At 62.1% G+C, this 20,451-nt stretch carries 19 protein-coding genes and 2 tRNA genes; 7 read left to right on the top strand and 14 right to left on the bottom strand.

Annotated elements, in window-relative coordinates; genetic code table 11:
- Positions 1–41: 41 nt before the first annotated feature.
- The 3 genes from tbsP to ABDZ81_RS08100 form a co-directional block, all read right to left on the bottom strand.
- Positions 42–860, bottom strand: a complete 819-nt coding sequence (gene tbsP / locus ABDZ81_RS08110; RefSeq protein WP_343773456.1) for a transcriptional regulator TbsP — start codon at positions 858–860, stop codon at positions 42–44.
- A gap of 361 nt (positions 861–1,221) precedes the next feature.
- Positions 1,222–1,518 carry a PRC-barrel domain-containing protein gene (locus ABDZ81_RS08105; protein WP_343773455.1) on the bottom strand — a complete coding sequence of 99 codons (297 nt, stop codon included), beginning with the start codon at positions 1,516–1,518 and terminating at the stop codon, positions 1,222–1,224.
- 68 nt (positions 1,519–1,586) lie between these two features.
- Entirely contained in the window at positions 1,587–1,790 is a 204-nt protein-coding gene (locus ABDZ81_RS08100) for a hypothetical protein (protein WP_343773454.1), read from the bottom strand.
- A gap of 261 nt (positions 1,791–2,051) precedes the next feature.
- Between ABDZ81_RS08100 and ABDZ81_RS08095 the strand changes: the two genes are divergently transcribed.
- The 3 genes from ABDZ81_RS08095 to ABDZ81_RS08085 all read left to right on the top strand — a co-directional run bounded on the left by ABDZ81_RS08095 (position 2,052) and on the right by ABDZ81_RS08085 (position 6,363).
- Positions 2,052–4,646 carry a glycoside hydrolase family 3 protein gene (locus ABDZ81_RS08095; RefSeq protein ID WP_343773453.1) on the top strand — a complete coding sequence of 865 codons (2,595 nt, stop codon included), beginning with the start codon at positions 2,052–2,054 and terminating at the stop codon, positions 4,644–4,646.
- Positions 4,647–4,853: 207 nt separating this feature from the next.
- Complete coding sequence (locus tag ABDZ81_RS08090) at positions 4,854–5,087, top strand: zinc finger domain-containing protein (protein WP_343773452.1); 234 nt, start codon at positions 4,854–4,856, stop codon at positions 5,085–5,087.
- A 655-nt stretch (positions 5,088–5,742) separates the two neighbouring features.
- Complete coding sequence (locus tag ABDZ81_RS08085; protein WP_343773451.1) at positions 5,743–6,363, top strand: hypothetical protein; 621 nt, start codon at positions 5,743–5,745, stop codon at positions 6,361–6,363.
- Positions 6,364–6,386: 23 nt separating this feature from the next.
- On the opposite strand, the gene ABDZ81_RS08080 is transcribed toward ABDZ81_RS08085, so the two are convergent.
- A tRNA-Thr gene (locus ABDZ81_RS08080) sits at positions 6,387–6,461 on the bottom strand.
- A gap of 98 nt (positions 6,462–6,559) precedes the next feature.
- Entirely contained in the window at positions 6,560–7,546 is a 987-nt protein-coding gene (locus ABDZ81_RS08075; RefSeq protein ID WP_343773450.1) for a class I SAM-dependent methyltransferase, read from the bottom strand.
- Positions 7,547–8,116: 570 nt separating this feature from the next.
- Between ABDZ81_RS08075 and ABDZ81_RS08070 the strand changes: the two genes are divergently transcribed.
- Positions 8,117–8,575, top strand: a complete 459-nt coding sequence (locus ABDZ81_RS08070) for a hypothetical protein (protein WP_343773449.1) — start codon at positions 8,117–8,119, stop codon at positions 8,573–8,575.
- Here ABDZ81_RS08070 and ABDZ81_RS08065 read toward each other — a convergent pair whose 3' ends face one another.
- From ABDZ81_RS08065 to ABDZ81_RS08045, 5 genes are all read right to left on the bottom strand, one after another.
- A complete protein-coding gene (locus ABDZ81_RS08065) occupies positions 8,576–9,037 on the bottom strand; it encodes a NuoI/complex I 23 kDa subunit family protein (protein ID WP_256393821.1) in 462 nt (153 codons plus the stop codon). It lies immediately after the preceding gene.
- Between the two features lie 25 nt (positions 9,038–9,062).
- Positions 9,063–10,730 (bottom strand): NADH-quinone oxidoreductase subunit D, encoded by a 1,668-nt coding sequence (locus tag ABDZ81_RS08060; RefSeq protein WP_343773448.1) that lies wholly within the window; start codon positions 10,728–10,730, stop codon positions 9,063–9,065.
- Positions 10,727–11,479, bottom strand: coding sequence for an NADH-quinone oxidoreductase subunit B (locus ABDZ81_RS08055; protein WP_343773447.1), 753 nt, complete (start codon positions 11,477–11,479; stop codon positions 10,727–10,729). Before ABDZ81_RS08055 ends, ABDZ81_RS08060 begins: the two co-directional genes overlap by 4 nt.
- A complete protein-coding gene (locus ABDZ81_RS08050; protein WP_343773446.1) occupies positions 11,476–12,417 on the bottom strand; it encodes a thiamine pyrophosphate-dependent enzyme in 942 nt (313 codons plus the stop codon). Before ABDZ81_RS08050 ends, ABDZ81_RS08055 begins: the two co-directional genes overlap by 4 nt.
- A gap of 136 nt (positions 12,418–12,553) precedes the next feature.
- Complete coding sequence (locus ABDZ81_RS08045; protein WP_343773445.1) at positions 12,554–13,675, bottom strand: hypothetical protein; 1,122 nt, start codon at positions 13,673–13,675, stop codon at positions 12,554–12,556.
- An 831-nt stretch (positions 13,676–14,506) separates the two neighbouring features.
- Here ABDZ81_RS08045 and ABDZ81_RS08040 point away from each other — a divergent pair.
- Together ABDZ81_RS08040 and ABDZ81_RS08035 are read left to right on the top strand one after the other, a co-directional pair.
- Entirely contained in the window at positions 14,507–15,079 is a 573-nt protein-coding gene (locus ABDZ81_RS08040) for an FxsA family protein (protein ID WP_343773444.1), read from the top strand.
- Between the two features lie 130 nt (positions 15,080–15,209).
- A tRNA-Ile gene (locus ABDZ81_RS08035) sits at positions 15,210–15,283 on the top strand.
- Between the two features lie 183 nt (positions 15,284–15,466).
- Here ABDZ81_RS08035 and ABDZ81_RS08030 read toward each other — a convergent pair.
- The 3 genes from ABDZ81_RS08030 to ABDZ81_RS08020 all read right to left on the bottom strand — a co-directional run bounded on the left by ABDZ81_RS08030 (position 15,467) and on the right by ABDZ81_RS08020 (position 18,003).
- Positions 15,467–15,931, bottom strand: coding sequence for a site-specific integrase (locus tag ABDZ81_RS08030; RefSeq protein WP_343773443.1), 465 nt, complete (start codon positions 15,929–15,931; stop codon positions 15,467–15,469).
- Between the two features lie 302 nt (positions 15,932–16,233).
- Positions 16,234–17,190, bottom strand: coding sequence for a hypothetical protein (locus tag ABDZ81_RS08025; RefSeq protein WP_343773442.1), 957 nt, complete (start codon positions 17,188–17,190; stop codon positions 16,234–16,236).
- Positions 17,191–17,430: 240 nt separating this feature from the next.
- Positions 17,431–18,003: a hypothetical protein gene (locus ABDZ81_RS08020; protein WP_343773441.1), complete on the bottom strand. Its 573-nt coding sequence runs from the start codon at positions 18,001–18,003 to the stop codon at positions 17,431–17,433.
- 94 nt (positions 18,004–18,097) lie between these two features.
- On the opposite strand from ABDZ81_RS08020, the gene ABDZ81_RS08015 reads away from it, so the two are divergent.
- Positions 18,098–18,985 carry an AlbA family DNA-binding domain-containing protein gene (locus tag ABDZ81_RS08015; RefSeq protein ID WP_343773440.1) on the top strand — a complete coding sequence of 296 codons (888 nt, stop codon included), beginning with the start codon at positions 18,098–18,100 and terminating at the stop codon, positions 18,983–18,985.
- 109 nt (positions 18,986–19,094) lie between these two features.
- On the opposite strand, the gene ABDZ81_RS08010 is transcribed toward ABDZ81_RS08015, so the two are convergent.
- The gene (locus ABDZ81_RS08010) at positions 19,095–20,432 is read right to left on the bottom strand and encodes a phospholipase D-like domain-containing protein (protein WP_343773439.1); all 1,338 of its coding nucleotides are present in this window, start codon (positions 20,430–20,432) and stop codon (positions 19,095–19,097) included.
- Positions 20,433–20,451 lie beyond the last annotated feature (19 nt).

The raw sequence follows: 20,451 nt of genomic DNA, 5'->3' as shown, positions 1-20,451 counted from the left end.
CTCGCGGTCGGAACGGCAGAAGAATCGAACCGCAGACCGGCTTAGTTGAGGATCGACTGCGCCGTCGTCGCGAGCTGGCCGTTGTCGGCGTCGGTCAGGCGATCGTCGCCGAGCTTCAGACGCAGGCGCGGGCGGCCGACGTCGATCGGCACCTTCTCGGTGTCGATCAGGCCCATGTCCTCGAGCTTGGTCTTCGTTCGGGAGAAGGTAGCCTTGCTGGCGATGCCGACGTCCTCGCCCCACTTGCTGATGTCGTACAGCAGCGCCTCGTTCTTGGCGGCGACCAGCAGGCTGATCGTCACCTCGTCGAGGCCGTCGCCGTCGCCGCGAGCCGTCTCCAGCGAGTCGAGGATATTACTGAAGTCGTCCTCGGCTTCGGGGCTGATCTCCTCGGAGAGCGTCTCGCGGACGCGCGTGATCGGCGGCGTGCGGAGGTTGTACTCGTCGGCGCTCTCCCAGCGGCTCTGGTAGGCGTCGCTGGCCGACTCGACGAACCCGTCGTCGTCGGAGACGAGGCCGCCGACCTGGCTGCCGGCGTCGACCAGCGCGACGACGGCGTCGGCCGTCAGCGCCAGCGAGTTCCCGGGCGGGGACTCCGTCGTGCGCAGTTCGAGCACGTCTGCGTCGACGAGGTCGGCCGTGTTGCTCGCGACGATGAAGTCGTCCATCACGTCCTTCAGGGTTCGCTCGTCGGCGAGCAGTCGGACCAGCGGCCGGTCGTCCTCGAACGCCGTCGCCACGTCGACGAACGACTCGATCGCTTCCCGCGAGGGGTTCACGAGGAAGAGCTCGTCGTCGGATTCGGCGAGTAGTTCGCGGAGGATATCGTCAAGTTGCCTGTCGAGTAAATTTGAATTCATCTCTGTGTACACCTGAGGATCGGTTAACACTTAATTTTATTGGCCGCAACCAAGGCATATCTTTCATTCGTTTGTATTATCCGAACAATGATTAAGCATCGCCGGAGGGGAGCCGGACGGGAGTTTTCGACTACGAAACCGCGATGATGGAAAGAATGAAGTGATATTACATCGAACGAATCTGATAATGGCTCACACGGAGTACGGCCGTCGACGGGCCGCGGACGCCGACGAGCGACGACGGATCACCGGAGCAGCCGGCGGCAGCGCCTACACCGGCCCCTGATCCCGGAGTCCGATCGGACCGAAAACGCCGGGGCGGCGAGGTTCGCACGGTGCCGTGAAAAGAGCGTGCCGCCGGTCAGACGACGACTTCGTCTGCGCCCTCTTCCTCCCGGGGGCGGAGTCGCTCGATGATATCGTTGATCAGCACCACGTCGCCCACCGACCGCACCCAGCGGTAGGGGATCAACACGCCGCGAGAGTCGCCCACGTAGCCCGAGAACAGCTCCGGGTTCAGTTCGTGGAGCGCGAGTCCCGTCACCTGCTGGTTGTCGAGGTCGAGGCGGACGTCCTCTACCTCCCCGACGAACACCCCGTTGTTCGAGTACACTTCCCTGCCGACGAGGGCGGTGATCTCCTCCGATGTCGTCTCCATGTACTTGCCAAGTGAGGGTGGAAACTTAACTCTTAGTCAGACGCGCAACGATCCGCGCCACCGGGTGGTCATTCCTCGTCGGGTAACAGGTGGCTCACGTCGTGGTCGCCGATGCGCAACTCGGCGTCGTCCTCGACGCCGTCCCGCAGGATTCCACCGAGTTCGATCAGCCGATCGCGCAGTTCGTCGGGTTCGCCGAGGGCCTCGTCGTGCTCGTCGAGCAGCCGGATCGCGGCGACGACCGTGTCGTAGTGGTACCGGTGGGCGTCCATCGGATCGGGGTTCGGCGACGCCGCCCTTGAGCGCGACGATCCCACGGGGCTTCCGAGGAAGTTGTCACGCGATGCAAGATCGAGGCGCGGCGTCGGACGGCGGCGCGGAGTAGAACTCCACTCCAATCGCTGCGGAGGTGGGTAGCCCAGCGCTATGTGAGCGGTAAAATCCCCGTAAACGCCGACCGACCAGCGTCTCCGACATGAAATATAATTACAAACTCAATTACAAATTATCCCTCTTCGGTACGGTCGCGTGGAATGTCACACGACAGTGACGGTCACGACGAGGCATCGCACGCGGACGCGTCGCGGCGGACGTTCATGAAGGCGACCGGGGCGGCCACGGCGACGGCGGCGATCGGCGCCGGCGAGGCCGCCGCGGGCGGCGACGACGACGAGGTCGACGTAGACGAGCTTCTGGAGTCGCTCTCGCTCGAACAGAAGGCCGCCCAGATGACGCAGGTGGCGGTCAGCACCTTCGATCCCGAGGCGACCTCGGGTGACGGAGAAGACGATCCACTGCCGGCCAGTTTCGGCGTCGACACGCTCGGCGAGTACTTCTCGGAGCTCGGCGTCGGGTCGATCCTCTCGGGCGGCGCGGCGCCGCCGAGCTTCGACGCCCAGGAGGTCGTCGAGGGGATCAACGACCTCCAGGCGTACAACCTCGAACACGCCGACCACGGGATCCCGTTCCTCTACGGCGTCGACGCGACCCACGGCAACGTCCTGCTGGAGGGCGCGACGTCGCTCCCCCAGCGGCTGAACATGGGGTCGACGCGGGATCCGAAGCTCGTCGCCGAGGCCGAGCGCCACACCAGCGACGCGACGGCGTCGATGGGCGCCCACTGGACGTTCGCGCCGACGACTGACCTCCAGCGCGACCCGCGCTGGGGCCGGTTCTTCGAGGGGATCAGCGAGGATCCCAAGCTCGAAGGCGATATCTCGCGTGCGCGCGCTCGAGCGCTAGAGGACGACGACCGGATGACCGCCTGCGTCAAGCACTTCGGCGCGTACTCGATCCCGAACAACGGTAACGATCGCGCCCCGGCGTCGACGTCGATGCGCGATCTCCGGACGAACCTGTTCCCGCCGTATCAGGAAGCGCTGGAGGCCGAGCCCGGCACGGTGATGGTCAACAGCGGCGCGGTCAACGGCAAGCCCGCCCACGCCTCCCACTGGCTGCTGACGGAGGTGCTCCGCGAGCGCTACGGGTTCGAGGGGCTGATCCTCTCGGACTGGGACGACCTCTATCGGATGCTCTCGAACCACGACTACGCGCCCGACTTCCGGACCGCGACGAAGGAGGCGATCAACGCGGGCGTGGACATGTACATGATCGGCAACGGCGGCACCGCTCCGGGGCCGGTCCAGTTCATCGACACCGTCGTCAGTCTGGTCGAAGACGGCGAGATCCCGATGGAGCGCATCGACGAGGCCGTCCGGAAGGTGCTCGAACTCAAGGTCGATCTGGGCCTGTTCGAGGAGCCGACCGTCGACGAATCGCGCATCGGCGGGACCCTCGGAGGCGCACAGGAGTCCTCCGAGCAGTTGGCGAAAGAGTCGCTGGTACTGCTGGAGAACGACGAAGAAACGCTCCCGCTGTCGGGCGACGAGGACGTGCTGCTGACCGGGCCCGGCGTCGACGGGGACGGCAACAACACCCGCGCGCTGATGCAACACGGCGGCTGGTCGCTGGGCTGGCAGGGTCCGAGCGCGGGCGGCCCGTTCCCGCGCCAGAGCCTGCTCGTCGACGAGCTGGAGAGCCGCGTCGACGACCTGACCCACGTGCCCACGACCTACGAGAACTCGACGTGGTACGCCGGCCAGGGCGACGGCCAGAATCAGCAGAGCGACGAGAACGGGAACTTCGACTTTACCGAGGATCAGGAAGACGCCGTCCGCGATGCCGCGCCCGACGCCGACGCGGTCGTCGTCGTGATCGGCGAGGGCTGTCACAACGAGGGGTTCGGCGACCGCGACGAGCTCGTCCTCGACGAGGCCCAGCAGGCGCTCGTCGACGTCGTCGACGAGGAGACCGACGACGACACGCCCGTCGTCGGCGTCATGCTCGCCGGAGCGCCCCGCGGCGACTCGGAGACGTTCGACCAGCTCGACGCGCTGCTGTTCGCCGGCCAGCCCGGCAGCGACGGCGGCGTCGCCGTCGCGGAGACGCTCGTCGGCGAGTACAACCCCTCCGGCAAGCTGGCCTTCAGTTGGCCCCGGAACCCCGGCACGCCCGTCGGGACGGTGCCGATGCCGTACAACCGCTACCCGCCGACGTCGACGGGCGCGACCGACAACTCCCCGCTGTACGAGTTCGGGCGCGGCCTGAGCTACACCGACTTCGAGTACTCGAACCTCTCGGTGGCGCCGAGTTCGGTCAAGGATCCCGCGAAAGCCGAAACGGTACGGACCAGCGTCGACGTCGAGAACACCGGCGGTATGGCGGGCGAACACGTCGTCGAGGTGTTCAACACGCAGTCGTACGGCTCGGTGCTCCAGCCGCTGCGCCGGCTGCTGGGCTACGAGCGCGTCCACCTCGACGCCGGGGAGACCAAAACTGTGAACATCGAGGCCGACCTCTCGGCCCTGGAAGTCGTCCCGGGCGACGTCCCCGCCATTCAGTCGAAGATCGTCGAACCGGGAGACTACGAGCTTTCCGTCGGCGACCTCACGACGACGCTATCGATCAAGAGCGCCGGCTCGATCACCGGCAACGGCCCGCTGGTGAGCCTCTACGACGCGAACGACGACGGGCGGATTACCGGGAAGGACATCCGAACACTGCTCGGGAACGTCTGGAACGACGACGATCACGGCCGCGGCAAAAAGAAGGGCCACGGCGACGACTGAGCGAGTGACGGCCGTGGCGGCGTCGACGCGGTCGCGCCGTCGCGCCGCTGCGGCGGCGTCCGTTGTCGCTAATTCGACCCGGGCGCCGCTACGGCACCTCGTTTGCCGCGGCGAGCGGCCGCGATAGGCCGTGTTACTCCGATCCTCAAACGATCACTCGCCGTGAAATTGTACACTATTAATTAAGTAAGACTCGTTACTGACCACATGGCGATTTCTCAACGCCAGAGCGAGGTCGTCGGTGGCCGACGCCGACAGGCCGGCACAGAGCGGAACGACACCGAACCCATCTGCAGGCGGTGCGGCGGCGCTCGGGTGGAGATCGCCGAGTCAGATCGGGCGGCCTACGCCTGTCCGAACTGCGCTCGCACCCACACGAGGGACGGCGAGCAGTACGAACCGCCGGAAGTGCGGCAGTACTCGCACCGATATTCGGCCTGAACGGGTTCTCCGATGCGATTTCGAGATCGACCGGCCGGGTAACAGCGGGCGGAACGGCAAGCCGGTGCGGAGTAAAACCTCTACGCGATCCGGCGCGATGACTGCCGGACCAGTGACCGACGTTTCGCCCGCCGCGAGGGGATCGTGTCGCGTGCCGTCGTAACGCGTGACGAGTGCAGCTCGACGCGCCTCCAAAGTTCGAGGCGTCGGCGCGCCAAGGATGACGTTATAGCCGCCGGTCACCGCTCCGGACGACCGAAAGCGGACGTAGTCCGATAGCGGATCCGAAGGACGCGGACCGAACCGAATCCGTATCCTCAACGACGCCGAGAGCCGGTCGTCGAAGATCCGGTCGCCACACTGACGTATCGCCGAAGCCGAAGTTAGGCGCTGTAAGCGGCCGTTTTTTCCCCGACCGAACCCGCAATGAAAACGCCGCCGAGTACGCACTCTATAACTTTCCGCTCGGAACCGCAGTTCCAATCCGGGTCAGACATCGAGCGCGCTCTTCGGCGTGCGCGGGCCAGGAGCCCTTCTGTGCGACGCCGGCCGCACCGGTACGATAGGGACGCCAGCAGCGCGCCACCCGAGCGTCGCCCTCGCTCTCGGCGAATCCGAAGCGCGCGACCGAAAGCGCGTCGGCCCCCGATATACTATGACACGAAACGATTCCGAGAACGACAGTACCGGCTGGAACGAATCGCGACGCGGCGTCCTCCGGAGCGGGGCGCTGGCGCTCGGCGGCGTCGTCGGGCTTTCTTCGGGCGTCGCCGCCGGACAACAGACGAACGAGACGGACTCGGGCGACGGGGTGGATCCGAGGGACGGTGACGACGACGACCCGGACTTCGTGATCGACCGTGAGTACGAGTTCGCGATGTTCCAGCAGGACTTCCAGTCGATCGGCGAGTTCATCATCACGTCGCCCGTGATCGACTGGTCGCCGGCAGTCACGCTGGCGGACGGAACGGCGCTCGGAGACTCGTACAACACCAGAATGATACGGTACCGCGACGGCGAGCTCGTGGCGATGTTCGTCGACCGGGACGCCGAGTTGCCCGACTACAGCGAGCGCGTCGGGTACGTTGTCGATCCCGAACAGGAAGTCGATCAGGGCGAGTTCGTCCAGCCGCAGGTGTACACGATGGGCGGCGCCGGCGTCGAGATGGACGGCGATCTGCTCGTCAACCCCGTGTTCAGGCCCGTCGAAGACGACTATCAGGAGGCGCTCCTGCGAACGAGGGCGTTCGGCCTGCAGCGAAACGGGGAACGGTAGCGGAGTTGGTCGCGGGAAAAGGAAGCCGGTGGGGGGATTTGAACCCCCGGCCTATTCCTTACGAAGGAATCGCTCTAGCCAGTCTGAGCTACACCGGCGCGGTGTCGCTGTTCGCACTCAAACATACGCCCGATGGATTGCTTAAGGGTTGCGAAGTCGCCCGCCCGCTGTCCTGCGTCACCGTTTCGCACCCGCTTCACTCGCTCGCCGCGAGCCGGACGTCCAGACAGACGTTCAGCTCGTGGGGCGCGTAGGACCGCACCTCGTGGCGGTTCTCGACGGTCACCTCGTACGCCGGCTGGGCGGCCGCGCGGATCGCCGCCTCGCCGGGGGCGAAGGGGTCGTCCTCGTGCTGGATATCGTAGAAATGGATCAGACAGTCGTCGCCGGCGATCCGCACCGCGGCGTCGAGGAACTCGTCGGCGCTGTGGGGCAGGTTCATCACGATCCGGTCGGCCCACCCCTCGTAGTCGGCCGCCACGTCTCGGACGTCGCCCGCGATTGCAGTCACCCGATCGGCGACGCCGTTGCGTTCTGCGTTCTCGCGGAAGTACTCGATCGCGCGCTCGTTGACGTCCGTCCCGACGACCGTCGCGCCGCGCTTCGCGGCGGGGACGGCGAAGGGGCCGACGCCGGCGAACATGTCGAACACGCGCTCGCCGGACTCGATCTGCTCGGTCACGCGGTGGCGCTCGGTCGCGAGCCGGGGCGAGAAGTACACCTCGTCGAGGTCGAGCAGGAACTCGCAGCCGTACTCGCGGTGCACGGTTTCGGTCGAGTCGCCGGCCAGCAGGTCCCAGTCCCGCACGCGCTGCTCGCCCTTGATCTTCGAGGCGCGATCGAGCACCGTCTCGACGGGCAGCGCCGACTCGACGACGGCGTCGGCGATCTCGCGGGCGCGCTCGGGGTCGTCCTCGTCGAGGATGACGACGTCGCCGAGGCGTTCGAGGCTCGGATCGTACCCCAGGATGTCGGCGGGCATCTCCGGCGTCGAGCGCTCGGGGAGGTCGCGGCTGACGACCTCGAACTTCTCGGGCACGGCGTCGGGGTCGGTCACGGGGATGTAGAGGACGCCGTCGTCGGCGTCGATCTCGACGTCCTCGGCGACCAGGTCGGCGTCCGCGAGCGCGCGGCGCGTCTCCTCGCCGCGCTCGCGGGCGACTCGCACGCAGGGCGCTTTCATGAGATAGGTTGAACGCCAGCCGAAAGTAACGCTTGTGCAATACCCCGCCGACTTCTACAGATTGGATTGAAGGCTCTCCCGGCCTCGCTCAAACGGTAGTAGCGACCTCCAACCACCAGAAAGCCCCGCCGCGCTCTCTGGAATTCTCGGTTCCTCGAACACCCTGAAAGCCCCCGCCGCGCTCGACCGGTTGCGGCTCGTTGCGCTCCTCGGCCTTCGGCCTGCGGTGCTTACGTCGCCTCACCGGATCGAGCGCGACGGCCCCTTTCATTCCCCACCCTACAGCACCACGTCCTCCCCAACCGATTCGCTCGGTCGCTTCGCTCCCTCGCTCATCCCTCGCGCGGCGCTGTCTCGCCATGAAGGCTCGACAGCGCGCGCCACCGCATCCGCTGGGTGGTTACTGGTAGTCGACTGGCCTCTCACTATCCGCAGCCGCTTTTTGTCGTCCATTGCCAGGCTCGGGCCCCTCCAAAAACGGGCGGTGCTGAGCAGCGCAAGGCGCAGTGGAACGGCTCGTAAACAACTGACGACCGAAAACTGATGCCGCTGTGACGCGACGGGTCACACGTGCCTCCGTCACTCCCCTCCCGCACCGAAGCAGGGACGCTCGTTGCCGTGACGCTCGCGGTCGTCGGCGCGTGGCGTCCGTGGGTGCGGAAGATCCCCGTTCGTACCGCCGATGGATCGCTCGTGTCCACCAGCGAACTGGTGCAGGGACTCCGGGCCGGGATTCACGGACTCGACATGTTCGTCGTCTTCGGCGCTCTCGTTGCGGTCCTGGGGACGCTGATCGCCCGTCGATACGACGTCTCGCCGGCACCGTTTCTCGTCGCGGCGTCCGTCCTGATACTGTGGGCCGCGAGCACCATGCTCGCCGAGTACCGATCCGTCGAGCGGTACGAGCCCGAGCTCGGCGTCTACCTGACGCTCGCCGGCGGGCTGGTGCTCCTCGTGCTGGGCGTCGCTCGCGGCGTCAAGGTCGCAGTTCGACGTCGACGCGGCGAGCGTACGGGACCAGCCACCTGATCACTGATAGTCGACCGTCCCCTCGCCCTCGCCGATCCACGCGCCGCGATCGGGCTCCCGAGATTCCAGCGGATCGATGTCCTTGAACCACGGCACCGTCTTCAACTGTTCTTTGTTGTACACCAGATCGTCCTTGGTGTCGCCCGTGAACTCGAAGTTCTGGGTCAGCAGGATCGCGTCGACCGGACAGACCTCCTCGCACAGGCGACAGTAGATGCACTGCCCGACGTGGAGGTTGTACTGTTCGGGGTTGCGCTGCTCGTCGGTGACGATCTGAATGGTGTCGTTCGGGCAGACGTTCTCGCACTGCCGGCACCAGATACAGCGCTCCTGGCTGAACTTGTGGATCCCCCTGAAGCGCGGCGACACTTCGGGCGCGTCTTCGGGGTACTCGACGGTGAACGTGTTGCCGTCGAGCGCGTGCTTCATCGTCGTCGCCATCGATTTGAGCAGTCCGATCATCGTCGTGAGGCCTCCGTTCGGTCGGTCATCGGTCCACGCTCCCGAGCACGATGTCGAGGCTCCCCAGTGAGGCGATCATGTCGGCGACGTACTCGCCCTCGGCCATCTCCGGCAGCGCGTGGAGGTTGTGGAAGCACGGGCTGCGGATCTTGAACCGGGCGGGCTTGTTGGTGCCGTCCGAGCGGATGTAGACGCCGAGCTCGCCCTTGGCGATCTCGACGGTCTCGTACACCTCCTTGCCGGCCTCGGGGCGGAGCGTCCGCGGGACGTTGCTCTGTATCTCGCGCTCGTCCTCGGGCCAGTCTTCGAGCAGGTCGATGCACTGGTCGACGATTCTGGCGGATTCCTCGATCTCGCGGAGCCGGCACATGAACCGCGAGTAGTTGTCGCCCTCCGTCGCCGTGACGACGTCCCAGTCGAGCTCGTCGTAGTAGCCGTAGGGGTCGTCGCGGCGGACGTCGTAGTCGATCCCCGAGGCCCGGCCGACCGGGCCGGTGCAGCCGTACTGCTTGGCGGTCTCCTTCGAGATGACGCCGGTGTCGATCGTGCGGTACTGGAAGATCTCGTTCTCGGTGAACAGGTTGTGGTACTCGTCGATCGTCTCGGGCAGGTCGTTCAGGAAGTCCCGCACCTTGTCGAACCACTCGTCGCGGGGTTCCGGCAGGTCCCAGGCGACCCCGCCCAGCCGGAAGTAGTAGAACATCATGCGCTGGCCGGTGAGATCTTCGAGGATGTTTTGCACCTTCTCGCGGTCGCGCATCGCGTACATGAAGATCGCGGTGAAGTCGCCGTACGTGTCCAGCGCGAACGTGCCCGCCGCGAGGAAGTGCCCGAGCATTCGCCCGAGCTCGGTCGCCATCGTCCGGAGCACCTGGGCGTACTCCGGAACGTCGAGGTCGGCGAGGCTCTCGATCGCCCGCGCGACGCCCCACTCGTTGGGCATGTTCGCGGTGTAGTCCCAGCGATCCGAGTAGGGGATGATCTGGTAGCGGTAGGTGCCCTGCTGGGCCATCTGCTCCTCGCAGCGGTGCAGATAGCCGATGTCGGGTTCCAGATCGACGACCGTCTCGCCGTCGAGCACGGTTTCGAGGTGGAGGACGCCGTGGGTCGCGGGGTGGTGGGGGCCGATGTTGACGAACATCGTGTTCGACCCTTCGGGGCTGTGGTGGTCCTGCAGCGGGTTCTCGTGAGCGCGGTAGGCCACGATCTGTGGCTTGTCCTGATCGTAGTCCAGCGAGAGCGGATGGCCCGTCCACGTCTCGGGCAGCAGGATCCGCTCGAGGTCCGGGTGGTCCTGGTACTCGATGCCGACGAGGTCGTAGGCTTCGCGCTCGTGCCAGTCCGCCGTCCGGAAGACGGGTTCGGCGCTCTCGCTGACCGGCCCGGTCTTCGAGGCCGGGACGATCACGTTGACCTCCTGAGTCGGATCGTCGAACTTTCGCAGGTGGTAGATCGACTCGTAGCGATCCTCGTACTCCTGGGCGGTGAGACAGGATAGGTGGTCGAAGCCCGCCTCGTCTCTGAGCGTCGAGAGCACGCTCTGGACGGCGTCGGGGCGAATCACGAACCCGCCGGCGTTGACGTGATCCTCGCGCCCGATGACGCGCTCGCCGAGCAGTTCTGCCAGTTCGTCGTAGTCGACGCCGCCGTCCTCGGTGACGCCGACGGGAAGGGGATCTCGCTGTCGACTCATGGCGAATCGGCCCAGTTGTACCGCATCACGAGGTCGTCCTCGTCGATCTGGTCGGCCAGTTCGTCGACGACTTCGTCCTTCGGCAGGTCGCTGAACTGTTCGAGTTCGTACGGTTTGACGACCACCGGCGAGGACTCTCCGTTGGCGATGCGCTCTTGCAGTTTGACGACGCCGTAGACCAGCGCCTCGGGCCGGGGCGGACAGCCGGGGATCTGGATGTCGACCGGGATCGCCTCCTCGGCGCCCTTGACGACGTTGTACCCCTGCTGGAACGGCCCGCCGCTGGCGGTGCAGTTGCCCATGCCGACGACGAACTTGGGCTCGGGCATCTGGTCGTAGACGCGCTTCATCCGGGGCGTGAACTTCGAGACGATCGTTCCGGGAACGATGATCACGTCGGCCTGCCGCGGGCTGGCCCGCGGGACGCCGGAGCCGAAGCGGTCGAGGTCGTGTTTGACCGCGTAGGTGTGCATCATCTCGATGCTGCAGCAGGCGATCCCGAACTGCAGCATGAACATCGAGGAGCCCCGCACCCAGTTCATGAACGTGTCGAACTTCGTGAGGATGAACGGGACCGAACCGAACGCCTCGCGGAGCCGCGAGTTGAACCGGTCGTCGACGCCCGGCCCGGTGCGGGCCTCGCGGCGCTCGGCCTCGGGATCGGTGCTCTCGTAGATCGCGTCGCGCGGCGCGCCGCCGCTCGTCCCCGGCGTCGAGTCGGGGGCGCCGTTGCGTGGTGAGTCGCTCATGTGTGCCTGTCGAGCAGGTCGTAGGAGCGCTCGGCGTCCCAGTCGTACTCGTCGTCCATGTACCGTTCCGCGAGCGGTTCGTCGGGCATCTCCCCGATCGCCTGCTTTTCCTCCTGGTAGGACGGCCGATCCTCGTCGACGAAGTACCGGCCCGTCAGCACTTTGTCCTCGTTCAGCGCGTCCTCGGTCTCGTACATCATCTCCTGGGCCTCGCGCCGGTCGGTGACGTCGAAGTCGTAGTCGTCGGATTCCTGAACGTCGATGTAGGGCACGTACTGTCGCGCGTCTTTGTTCCAGGTCGGGCACTGTGTGAGGAAGTCGATGTGCGCGAACCCGTCGTGCTCCATCGCCTCGACGAGGATCTCCTTGGCCTGGTTCGGGTTGACCGCGGCCGTCCGCGCGACGTACGACGAGCCGGCGGTCAGCGACAGACTCAGCGGCCGCAGCGGGTTCTTCGCGCTCCCGCCCGGCTGGGTCTTGGACTTGTGACCCTTCGGGCTCGTCGGCGAGGTCTGGCCCTTGGTGAGCCCGAAGATCTCGTTGTTGAACACGATGTAGGTCATGTCGTGGTTCTCCCGCGCGGTGTGTACGAAGTGGTTCCCGCCGATGCCGTAGCCGTCGCCGTCGCCGCCCGCGGCGACGACCTCCAGCCCGTCGTTCGCGAGCTTGGCCGCGCGGGCGACCGGCAGCACGCGGCCGTGGATCGTGTGGAACCCGTAGCTGTCGAAGTAGCTGTTGAGCTTGCCCGAGCAGCCGATGCCCGTACAGACCAGCGTCTCCTCGGGCGAGCGGCCGACTTCGGCCATCGCCCCCTTCAGCGCCTTGAGGACGCCGAAGTCGCCACAGCCCGGACACCAGGTCGGCTGGGGCTCGATCCCGGGCGTGAACTCGTCGCGGTCTACCTCTCGGTCCTCTCCGATCGCGTTGAATGCGCTCATGATTTCGTGAATCCCCCGTTCCGCAGTTCGGCCGTCGAACGTCTCCGTTCCGTACCTGAACCGACGCGCTTGGCTCTGTTAACTGTTGGCCCGCCAACAAGTGACGCGCAAACGTCGCGCAAGCGTTCGGGTGGTATCACCCGCGCTCGCGGTCGTGATAGTAGATCGTGATCGCCGCGGCGCCGTCGACCTGCGTCGCGCGCACGCACGAGCGCGATCGTCGCGACGGCACGATCGTCTCGCCGCCGAGGTGAACCGACCGGCCGGCGCTCGGCTTCCCGCAGACGGGGCAGACGTCGTCGTCCGCCGTCTCGGTTTCGGCGTCCGACGCCTCGGTTGCGTCGTCCGCTCCCGTATCGAGCTCGTCGGCGGCGTCCGGTGTCGCTCCGGACGCCGATTCGCCGGTCGCGCCGGCGTGACGCCACTGCCGCTCGGATCGGCGCTCGATCTCGGGCAGCGACTCGAACGCCGGACGCAGGCACCGCTCCCAGAGCGCCTCGGGCGTTTCGTAGCCCGGGTCGTGGGCAGCGTGGACGGCGGCCGCGAGTTCGTCCTCGGTCGCGGTGCCGCGCTCGCGCAGCAACGCCGCGGCGGCGAGGACGGCGTCCCGTTCGGCGTCTGTGGCGTCCAGTGTTTCGAGGGCGTGCTTCAGCCCGCCGCGGGGGTCGGTCGGCTCGTCGAGGTCGACTTCGCGACCGTTTTTGCGAGGCCGGTCGGCCGACGCGGCGTCGTCTCGCGTGGCAGTTCCCCCGTCGCCCGCAGTCTCGTCGTAGCGCCACGTCTCGCCGTCGTCGGGGCGCTGGACGCCGGGCAGCTCGGCGAGGTACTCGCGGACGAACTGCTCCCACCACTCGTCGGGGTCGGGGTAGCCCGCGGGGTGCTCGTCGTACACGTCGGCGGCGATCTCGCCCGCGGTCGCCTCGTCCCAGTGCCGGAGGTACGCGAACGCCGCGCGGATGGCGTCGGTCCTGTCGGGCCGGACCTGGAACGACTGGATTGCGGCTTCGACCTCCTCGGGCGTGTCGATCCGATCGTCGGCGCTGCCGTCGCCCGGCGCGCGCAGGAGGTTCCGGCCGTCTCTCGTCAGGGACCAGCCCTCGCCCTTCGCGTGAACGAGCCCGTTGTCGTGGAGTTCTTGCAGGCGGTCGTCGAGGTCGTCGGGATCGCGGTCGAGTTCCTCCGCGATGGCGTCGAGGCTCCGGTTGGCGTCTTCGAGCGTTTCGAGTATCGCGCGGTCCTCGTCTCTGAGCGTGGTCATACGTGACCTACGACGACGGGGACTTTCAGCGTGGGTTGCGAGGTACTGGTGTGTTGGTTCGATCGACGGAGGGCAGGCGTGTACAGGACCCCGAAAGCCCCCGCCGCACTCTCTGGAACAGCACTCGACGATAACTTCCTGAAAGCCCCCGCCGCGCTCGACCGGTTGCGACTCGCTGCGCGCTTCCTTCGCTCGCGATGCTCGCTCAGTCCAGTGCTTGCGTCGTCTCACCGGATCGAGCGCGGCGGCCCCTTTCATTCCCGCCCAACCGCAACCTCGTCCTCCCCATCCGACTCCTTCGGTCGCGCTGCTCCCTCAGTCGTCCCTCGCACGGCGCTGTCTCGCCACAAGGGCTCGACAGCGCGCGCCACCGCAACCGCGCGGCCGGGCGCGACTCTTGTGTTCACGCGAGCGAAGCGAGCGTGAGCTCGGAAGACGCGCAGCGTCTTCCGGTGTCGCGCCGACGGGGGAGGGCCGGGCCGCGCGTGGTCGCCATCAGGCGACCCGCGCAATGCGGTGCTGCCCCTGGCGGACTGAAAGGGCGAGGGTCGGTCGACGGTTCTCGTCCGGCCCTATCCGAACGAAGTGAGGATATCCGGGCGAGAACCGTCGAGCGGGCCGAGGGCTTTCGTCGTGTTATCGTCAGTCGCTGTCCCAGTCGCTAGGAGCGGGCCGAGGGCTTTCGAGGCGTTCCTAGCGTCTGAAACAACGAGTACCGTTCAGACAGTCTCGGAGACATTCGATCCGGCCACAAGAGAGCAACCCCGCCAGTTTCCCAGCCATCCCACACCGATGTTAAGCGTTATCCGGCCCGACCCGCTACTAGGCAGCATGTTCAAGCGGATCCTGGCGCTGCTGTTGCTCATCCCGCTGCTCGACGCCATCGTGCTGGTGTGGCTCGGGTTCCAGTTCAACCCGGTGCTGATCGTCGCGCTGGTCGTGCTGACCGCGCTGATCGGGATGCTGTTCGTCCGCGCTGAGGGGCGCCGGACGATGCGCAAGATACAGCGGGCGCTGGGCGAGGGGCGCCCGCCGACCGACGAGCTGCTCGACGGCGGGCTCCTGATCGCGGCGGGCGCGTTCCTGCTCACGCCGGGGCTGGTCACCGACGCGGTCGGCTTCCTGCTGGTGCTCCCGCCCTCGCGGATCGTGGTGCGCAAGCTCGCCAAGAAGTTCGTCGTGACGCCGTACCTCGACAAGAAGACCGGCGGGTTCGCCTCCGGCAAGGTGTACACGTTCGGGTTCCCCGGCGACGACGGCGCCGGGCAGAGCGGAAGCCAGGCCGGAGGGCAGCAGGGCGGCCAGGCGACCGACGGCGCCGGCGACGTGTACGACCTCGGGAGCGACGCCTACGACGTGGAGTTCGACGACGACGAGCGCGACGGGCGCTCGACCGACCAGTAGCGGGTTTTCGCCTCGCGTGCGATCGCGGCGACGCGATAATCGCACGAGGGCGTCACCTGATGACAGGGTTCGTTCGGCTACGAGAAGGAAACGCTTAAAGGCAAGTGCCCACTATCCGAAATTGCGTCGCGGGCCAATAGCTCAATCAGGTTGAGCGCTCGGCTGATAACCGGGAGGTTCGCGGTTCAAATCCGCGTTGGCCCACTTTTCGGCGACGAACGGACGTGAGGAGCGAAAAGTACACCCGAGCGGATTTGAACCACGCGAAGACGGTCGCTCGCTCCGCTCGCGCTGCGACTTCTCTACTTCAAATCCGCGTTGGCCCACTTCTCTGTGGTCGTTTTTTGAGTAGTAGAGCGTGCACGGGAGAACACTCACTACGAGCAACTAGTGCGCGAAGTAGCATCGGAGATCGCGACTGCTGACCTTCCACCAGTCCGGGTTACCAGTCTCGTCGGCGATGCGATCGGCCGTCCTGATCACAACGCGCTGGACGCTCCGCGGCGTCAGCTCGATCAGCGGCTCGTCGTCGGCGATCTCCTCGCTGTTGCTGTAGAGGTGGATCGCCCGCTCAACCTCGCGCGGCAGGTAGGCGTTCCGCGGCTTCCCGCCCTCGCCGGAAGTGTCCTTGCCGCGGGGGACCCGGAGGCGGTAGTGCTCGCCGTCGCTGGTCCGTCGGACGTGCTCCGGCCGGAGCTGCGGGATCTCGAAGCTCCGGAGACCGACCTCGCCGCCGAGGCGGACGATCAGGTCGTCGCGGTAGCCTTCTGCGGCGTTCCGAAGGCGCTCGTACTCGTCGGTCGTCAGCCAGCACCGATACGAGTGGTGACCCGCGTTGCGCTCGATTTCCATGTCGCAATTGCTGTACCAAGTGTGACGGATAACATTTCGGGTGGGCCGTGATCGGGCCGCTATTCAGGGTGGTTCTCGGGGTTCGCGTCGGAGTTGTGGAAGAAGTGGGACGTGGACTTCTATCCGGTATTAGGCTTGACGGTGATCGGGCTCACAATGTGCAAGAAATCGAATCTCCAGTTCATTGTGAACCGGCTCATGTGGTTCTTTCGGGGGAAAATTCGACCTTGAAATCGTCTGAAGGTCAGCGAGTTCTACCAAGGAGCCATACTCTCAACCTGAACAACATCGGCCATCACGTATTATAGCCACATTGAGTCTGCAATCTGTTCTAATACTTCGTCGGTGTACCCCTCCTCAAGGATTTCACGAAGGTCTGCCTCATCGAAAACCAGGACATAGGTACCTTGCGCAAACTCCCACCGGATCAGTTGCTCACCCCGGTCAGTGACCCCCTCTTTGGAGAAGATCACACACCCGGAGCATTCTGGGTGAATTGATTCTGCTTTTCGAATCATTGAGCGCAAACTATCAACGCCAACTGACTGGTGACGCCATTTGCAATCGGCGAACACGAATTCTCCCATCCCCCGCCAAGGGTACCTAGAGGAGTTATTCGTTAAGATGAACTCGTAAACGCCAGTTGAGCCAAAAAACTGGCTCTTCCTGACATTAACATCTGGTATGGTCTTTTCAAATATATCTGCGACCAGGGATTCAACTAATCTGTTTGCTTCCCTCTCCTCGGCATCCTGTATCGCTTCATACTGCTCCCTCAGGTCTTGGAGAACTGATTCGGAGATGTCAACGTGAGCACGCCCAGGGTCAGTGTCGAGATGTTCTTTGGCTAAGTCGTGATTTCGGGGGTTTCCTACTAATCGGTTTCTAAGCCGCTCAAAGTCAAGGATTGTCGCCTTCCAACCGTACTCTTCTCGAAGCTCTTCTTCTACTCGGTCACGCTTGGTTGCTGCGGGATTTTGAGTAGTTCCAAAGATGAAAAACTCGAACGATTCGGGGCGATCTGCGGCACTCTCTGCATCATTCTTCACTTTCTGTTCCCAGCTTTGAGAGATACTACAATGGAGAATACCAGTATCATCGTCCCTTGTTAAAATTGAGTCCCGTCCACCGTCAGTGCCTCTTGTACCAGTAGGATCAACATGGTATCCTTCTCGATAGAGTAAATCTTCTGCAAGTCGTTCAAGTCGACTTCCATTCTCCAATCGTTTGAGAGTTCTCTCGGTGGGAGTTCCTGGCATATCAAACCATTCTGGTGAACAAACATATTACTTCTCCAGTCTCTGGCTGTGGTCCCAGTATTGAATCTTCTTGTGCGGGGTCACTGTGTCTGGATCCTCTTTTGAGACAGCGGGTTAGAATGGAGCCGCTTGATCGATACTGAGCTTCTCAGATCAGGCAAAAATCAAAGCTCTGAGGATCTCTGAATAACATCGGTCATATTGATAACGGCTAATAAGTGCACTAAGAGAGACCCCTTCTTACCAAGGTTGATTGTTGTAATCTCTCCATAGCGATGAGGGGTACTGATCTCTGTGAACAAAGACAGGATCCTTCTCGTCAGTAGCATTCTGAAGCTTCTTCAGAAGGGAAACCGCTTCAGCGGATTCCTCTGGGAGCGTGAATGAATCCTTCTCATTGTCATCTCGTGCTTCACATGAGACAAGAAATGCCCGAAGACGTCGAGTTGCACCGACAGGAACGAAGATAACATTTAAGTCTCCTGATGTATGCTCAAGCCACTCTTCAATAAGATCCTCAGCGTTATCCCGAGTTTCTTCGATACCTTCCTCCCACGTCTGATCGTTGGGCATCGTGTTTTGCCAAGCGTCATTGAGCGCCTCTTTCATCGTGTCAGCCATTGGGCCTTCAATTAGGGGAGTGTCCCGTTCCGTTTGGATGAGTCGTCGAAATTCCTGCAGTCGAGATCGGCGAACTGCTACCGGGTACGCAATATCATAATCTTCACGAGAAATATCAATAGTCGGCTCTTCGTCTTCGGCGTCTTCGTCTACTACTTTTGGCGATCCAAGCAGTGAATCTAGTAGTCCCATGACAACCAGAATATTCTAACGAAGTATCAACTTTTCCCACGTCACCAATAGGTGTGACACAGGGTTTTTGTTCTCTGTATTAGAGGAATTAGTTATGCCTGACTCCCCGTACCCCGAATCTGTTTCCGAGTGGTCGAAGGAGACCATCGAAGCCCTCGAACAATCGAATCACGAGGAGAATCAACATATAGAGTACAAACATCATCTCCAGTATCCAGACAACGGGAACGAAAAATCGAAATCGGAGTGGAGATCGAACTTAGAACGGGAATTTACAGCGTTTGCCAACGCGGGTGGAGGGGTCATTGTCTTTGGAATAAACGACGACGTTCAGCCAGCCCCGTTTGAAAGGCCAAATATGGAGACTGGGCGGATAGTTAGTCAACTGGTGCACAAAACGACTCCCCCAGTCAAAACAGAAGTCGGAGCAGAGATTGAATACGGTGAGGGTGGTAAACGAATCATTCTCCCGGTGAGGGTATTTGAGGCGACACGGAAGCCCGTTGCAACAGCTGATGCGGCCTATTACGTTCGAAGCAATGAGGGGAAGCATACAATGACTCGGCAATTACTGGAGTCGTTGTATGTAGAACGGGACAGGAGACAGCAGGCGATCAGGAAACTGGAGTTGGAGATCGACCGGTTTAATAGCGTCTTCGAAAAGCAGATCGAGGACCGGAAACGAGACGAGGCGCCACACCCATTTCACGCGTTCAATATTGAGGGGCTCAAAGACGCACTCCGAGAGAATACCCATCTCTATGCGCAGGATCTGGATGAAGAGATCCAGTCAGTGTTTGATGCGATCGGAGAACTTGAATTATATGAGCGCCGGTACAAAAGGGAAATTAGAGGTGAATTTAATGACCCATACCGTGATAGCGTAGAGGACTTTAATAGAGACACAGAAAGTACCTTCCGTCAGTACTTTTCAGATCTCAATCAGGAGCTTGAAAAGCTATCAGAAGCTGCAGGTATTTGATATCTAACTGTGATCATGGCTGTCAATTATTTTTACTACCCTATAGTAGTGGGTCTGAAATAGATAATATACAAAAGTCGATTCAACCATTGCAGAACAGGTAATAGAATCAGCCGATTTGTACGTTTTCAGCCTCTTCCCAGACCTGGTCAAAATAATCTATTGCCTCCTGAACTGAGTCTGGATCTCGTGTATAGAATCCTGCATTAAACTGATCACGGAGTTGATCTCTTGTTAAGTCAGCCGATGAAACTACTACTTCATCCTGGTCACCGATTACTAATCTTGAATGTACGCGGTGATGTTCTCTTACACCACCCTCAGTGGCTTCAATGAGATCATTGAGAACGTCCTTCTTTATCCTCTTTCTATTTCCTTTGACATTCCGACCACGGGTTAGAACACGTACCTCTAACTCAGGAGTAGTCTTAATTTGATCAATAATGTCGTCAAAGAGCATATCAATATATAATGAATTCACCCTCAGAATGTCGCTCACTTCACTGATTATACCTTCTGCACTATCCTGAATCTCTGCAGCATAAGATGCAGAAGGATCAATTGGAACTGTCCGTACGAAATCGGGTCGTTTGGCCTCAATTTCTTGCCGATGTAGATCTCGTTCCCATGCGAGATCCTGTTTTGGGATTTTAGGACCCTGGCCAGCTGCGATAAGAGTGAGTCCTACCGTAGCATTGAACATCAGACTATCCTGGTCAAAGAAGGAGCCATCTTCATTCTGGCCCTGGATAATATCGTCTACCAAGTCCTGCATGAAATCCTCGTACGAAACCTCAGAACGATTCAATGCTAATAGAATTAACCATGGCTTGGTTCCCCTGAACCTCCATATGGGTCCTTCCCCTGGTTCACCCAGCTCTTGTTTGGCTCTCTCATATAGTTCCTCAGATAACTTATTTATTTCATCCGAGTATCGGAAATAGTCATATTTACTAAGTACAAGAATACCAAGAGCTAATCTCCTTGTTCTAAGACGATCCTTGTCTGGGACCACTTCCGAGAGGAAGAATTCAATTCCCTCACGGATCACGTTATCATCCACATCTTCCTGTTGTACTAGAATCCATAATGGCCCAATGTCCGTGTCTGCGATCGTCAACCCTCCGTGCTTGGTTTGTGCTGATTCAATTCTAGACTTAAGATCTACGAAGGTTGAATCAGCCTGAAGATCACGATGCTTGGCGACTAATTTTGCATATAACGTTGCTTGAGGAGCACCCTCAAATACGATCGGTCCACGGTGTACATCGTCAGAGGGCCAATTACTAAGAAATTCTATGGCCTTCTCACTTCCAAACTTATCTAAAAAGTATGCTACAGGAGGCGTATTGAACCCTGAGTAGACATCACTTGAGTAATGCTCAGAAATATAGTTCACGAGCTTTTGAAGAGGCTCAGAGCTAGAATCTATCGCTCTTTGATCCATAGCATGGAATAGTAGGTTC

Source organism: Natronoarchaeum mannanilyticum (assembly GCF_039522665.1).
GTDB classification, from domain to species: domain Archaea; phylum Halobacteriota; class Halobacteria; order Halobacteriales; family Natronoarchaeaceae; genus Natronoarchaeum; species Natronoarchaeum mannanilyticum.
This window is presented reverse-complemented; position numbering and strand designations above follow the sequence as displayed.

Excerpts from the sequence above, each read along its gene's own strand:
- tbsP (WP_343773456.1), bottom strand. The coding sequence starts at position 860 with ATGAATTCAAATTTACTCGACAGGCAACTTGACGATATCCTCCGCGAA.
- ABDZ81_RS08040 (WP_343773444.1), top strand. The coding sequence starts at position 14,507 with ATGTTCAAGCGGATCCTGGCGCTGCTGTTGCTCATCCCGCTGCTCGAC.
- ABDZ81_RS08090 (WP_343773452.1), top strand. The coding sequence starts at position 4,854 with ATGGCGATTTCTCAACGCCAGAGCGAGGTCGTCGGTGGCCGACGCCGA.
- ABDZ81_RS08100 (WP_343773454.1), bottom strand. The coding sequence starts at position 1,790 with ATGGACGCCCACCGGTACCACTACGACACGGTCGTCGCCGCGATCCGG.
- ABDZ81_RS08050 (WP_343773446.1), bottom strand. The coding sequence starts at position 12,417 with ATGAGCGCATTCAACGCGATCGGAGAGGACCGAGAGGTAGACCGCGAC.
- ABDZ81_RS08015 (WP_343773440.1), top strand. The coding sequence starts at position 18,098 with ATGCCTGACTCCCCGTACCCCGAATCTGTTTCCGAGTGGTCGAAGGAG.
- ABDZ81_RS08055 (WP_343773447.1), bottom strand. The coding sequence starts at position 11,479 with ATGAGCGACTCACCACGCAACGGCGCCCCCGACTCGACGCCGGGGACG.
- ABDZ81_RS08085 (WP_343773451.1), top strand. The coding sequence starts at position 5,743 with ATGACACGAAACGATTCCGAGAACGACAGTACCGGCTGGAACGAATCG.
- ABDZ81_RS08095 (WP_343773453.1), top strand. The coding sequence starts at position 2,052 with ATGTCACACGACAGTGACGGTCACGACGAGGCATCGCACGCGGACGCG.
- ABDZ81_RS08010 (WP_343773439.1), bottom strand. The coding sequence starts at position 20,432 with ATGGATCAAAGAGCGATAGATTCTAGCTCTGAGCCTCTTCAAAAGCTC.
- ABDZ81_RS08105 (WP_343773455.1), bottom strand. The coding sequence starts at position 1,518 with ATGGAGACGACATCGGAGGAGATCACCGCCCTCGTCGGCAGGGAAGTG.
- ABDZ81_RS08045 (WP_343773445.1), bottom strand. The coding sequence starts at position 13,675 with ATGACCACGCTCAGAGACGAGGACCGCGCGATACTCGAAACGCTCGAA.
- ABDZ81_RS08065 (WP_256393821.1), bottom strand. The coding sequence starts at position 9,037 with ATGATCGGACTGCTCAAATCGATGGCGACGACGATGAAGCACGCGCTC.
- ABDZ81_RS08075 (WP_343773450.1), bottom strand. The coding sequence starts at position 7,546 with ATGAAAGCGCCCTGCGTGCGAGTCGCCCGCGAGCGCGGCGAGGAGACG.
- ABDZ81_RS08020 (WP_343773441.1), bottom strand. The coding sequence starts at position 18,003 with ATGGGACTACTAGATTCACTGCTTGGATCGCCAAAAGTAGTAGACGAA.
- ABDZ81_RS08030 (WP_343773443.1), bottom strand. The coding sequence starts at position 15,931 with ATGGAAATCGAGCGCAACGCGGGTCACCACTCGTATCGGTGCTGGCTG.
- ABDZ81_RS08060 (WP_343773448.1), bottom strand. The coding sequence starts at position 10,730 with ATGAGTCGACAGCGAGATCCCCTTCCCGTCGGCGTCACCGAGGACGGC.
- ABDZ81_RS08025 (WP_343773442.1), bottom strand. The coding sequence starts at position 17,190 with ATGCCAGGAACTCCCACCGAGAGAACTCTCAAACGATTGGAGAATGGA.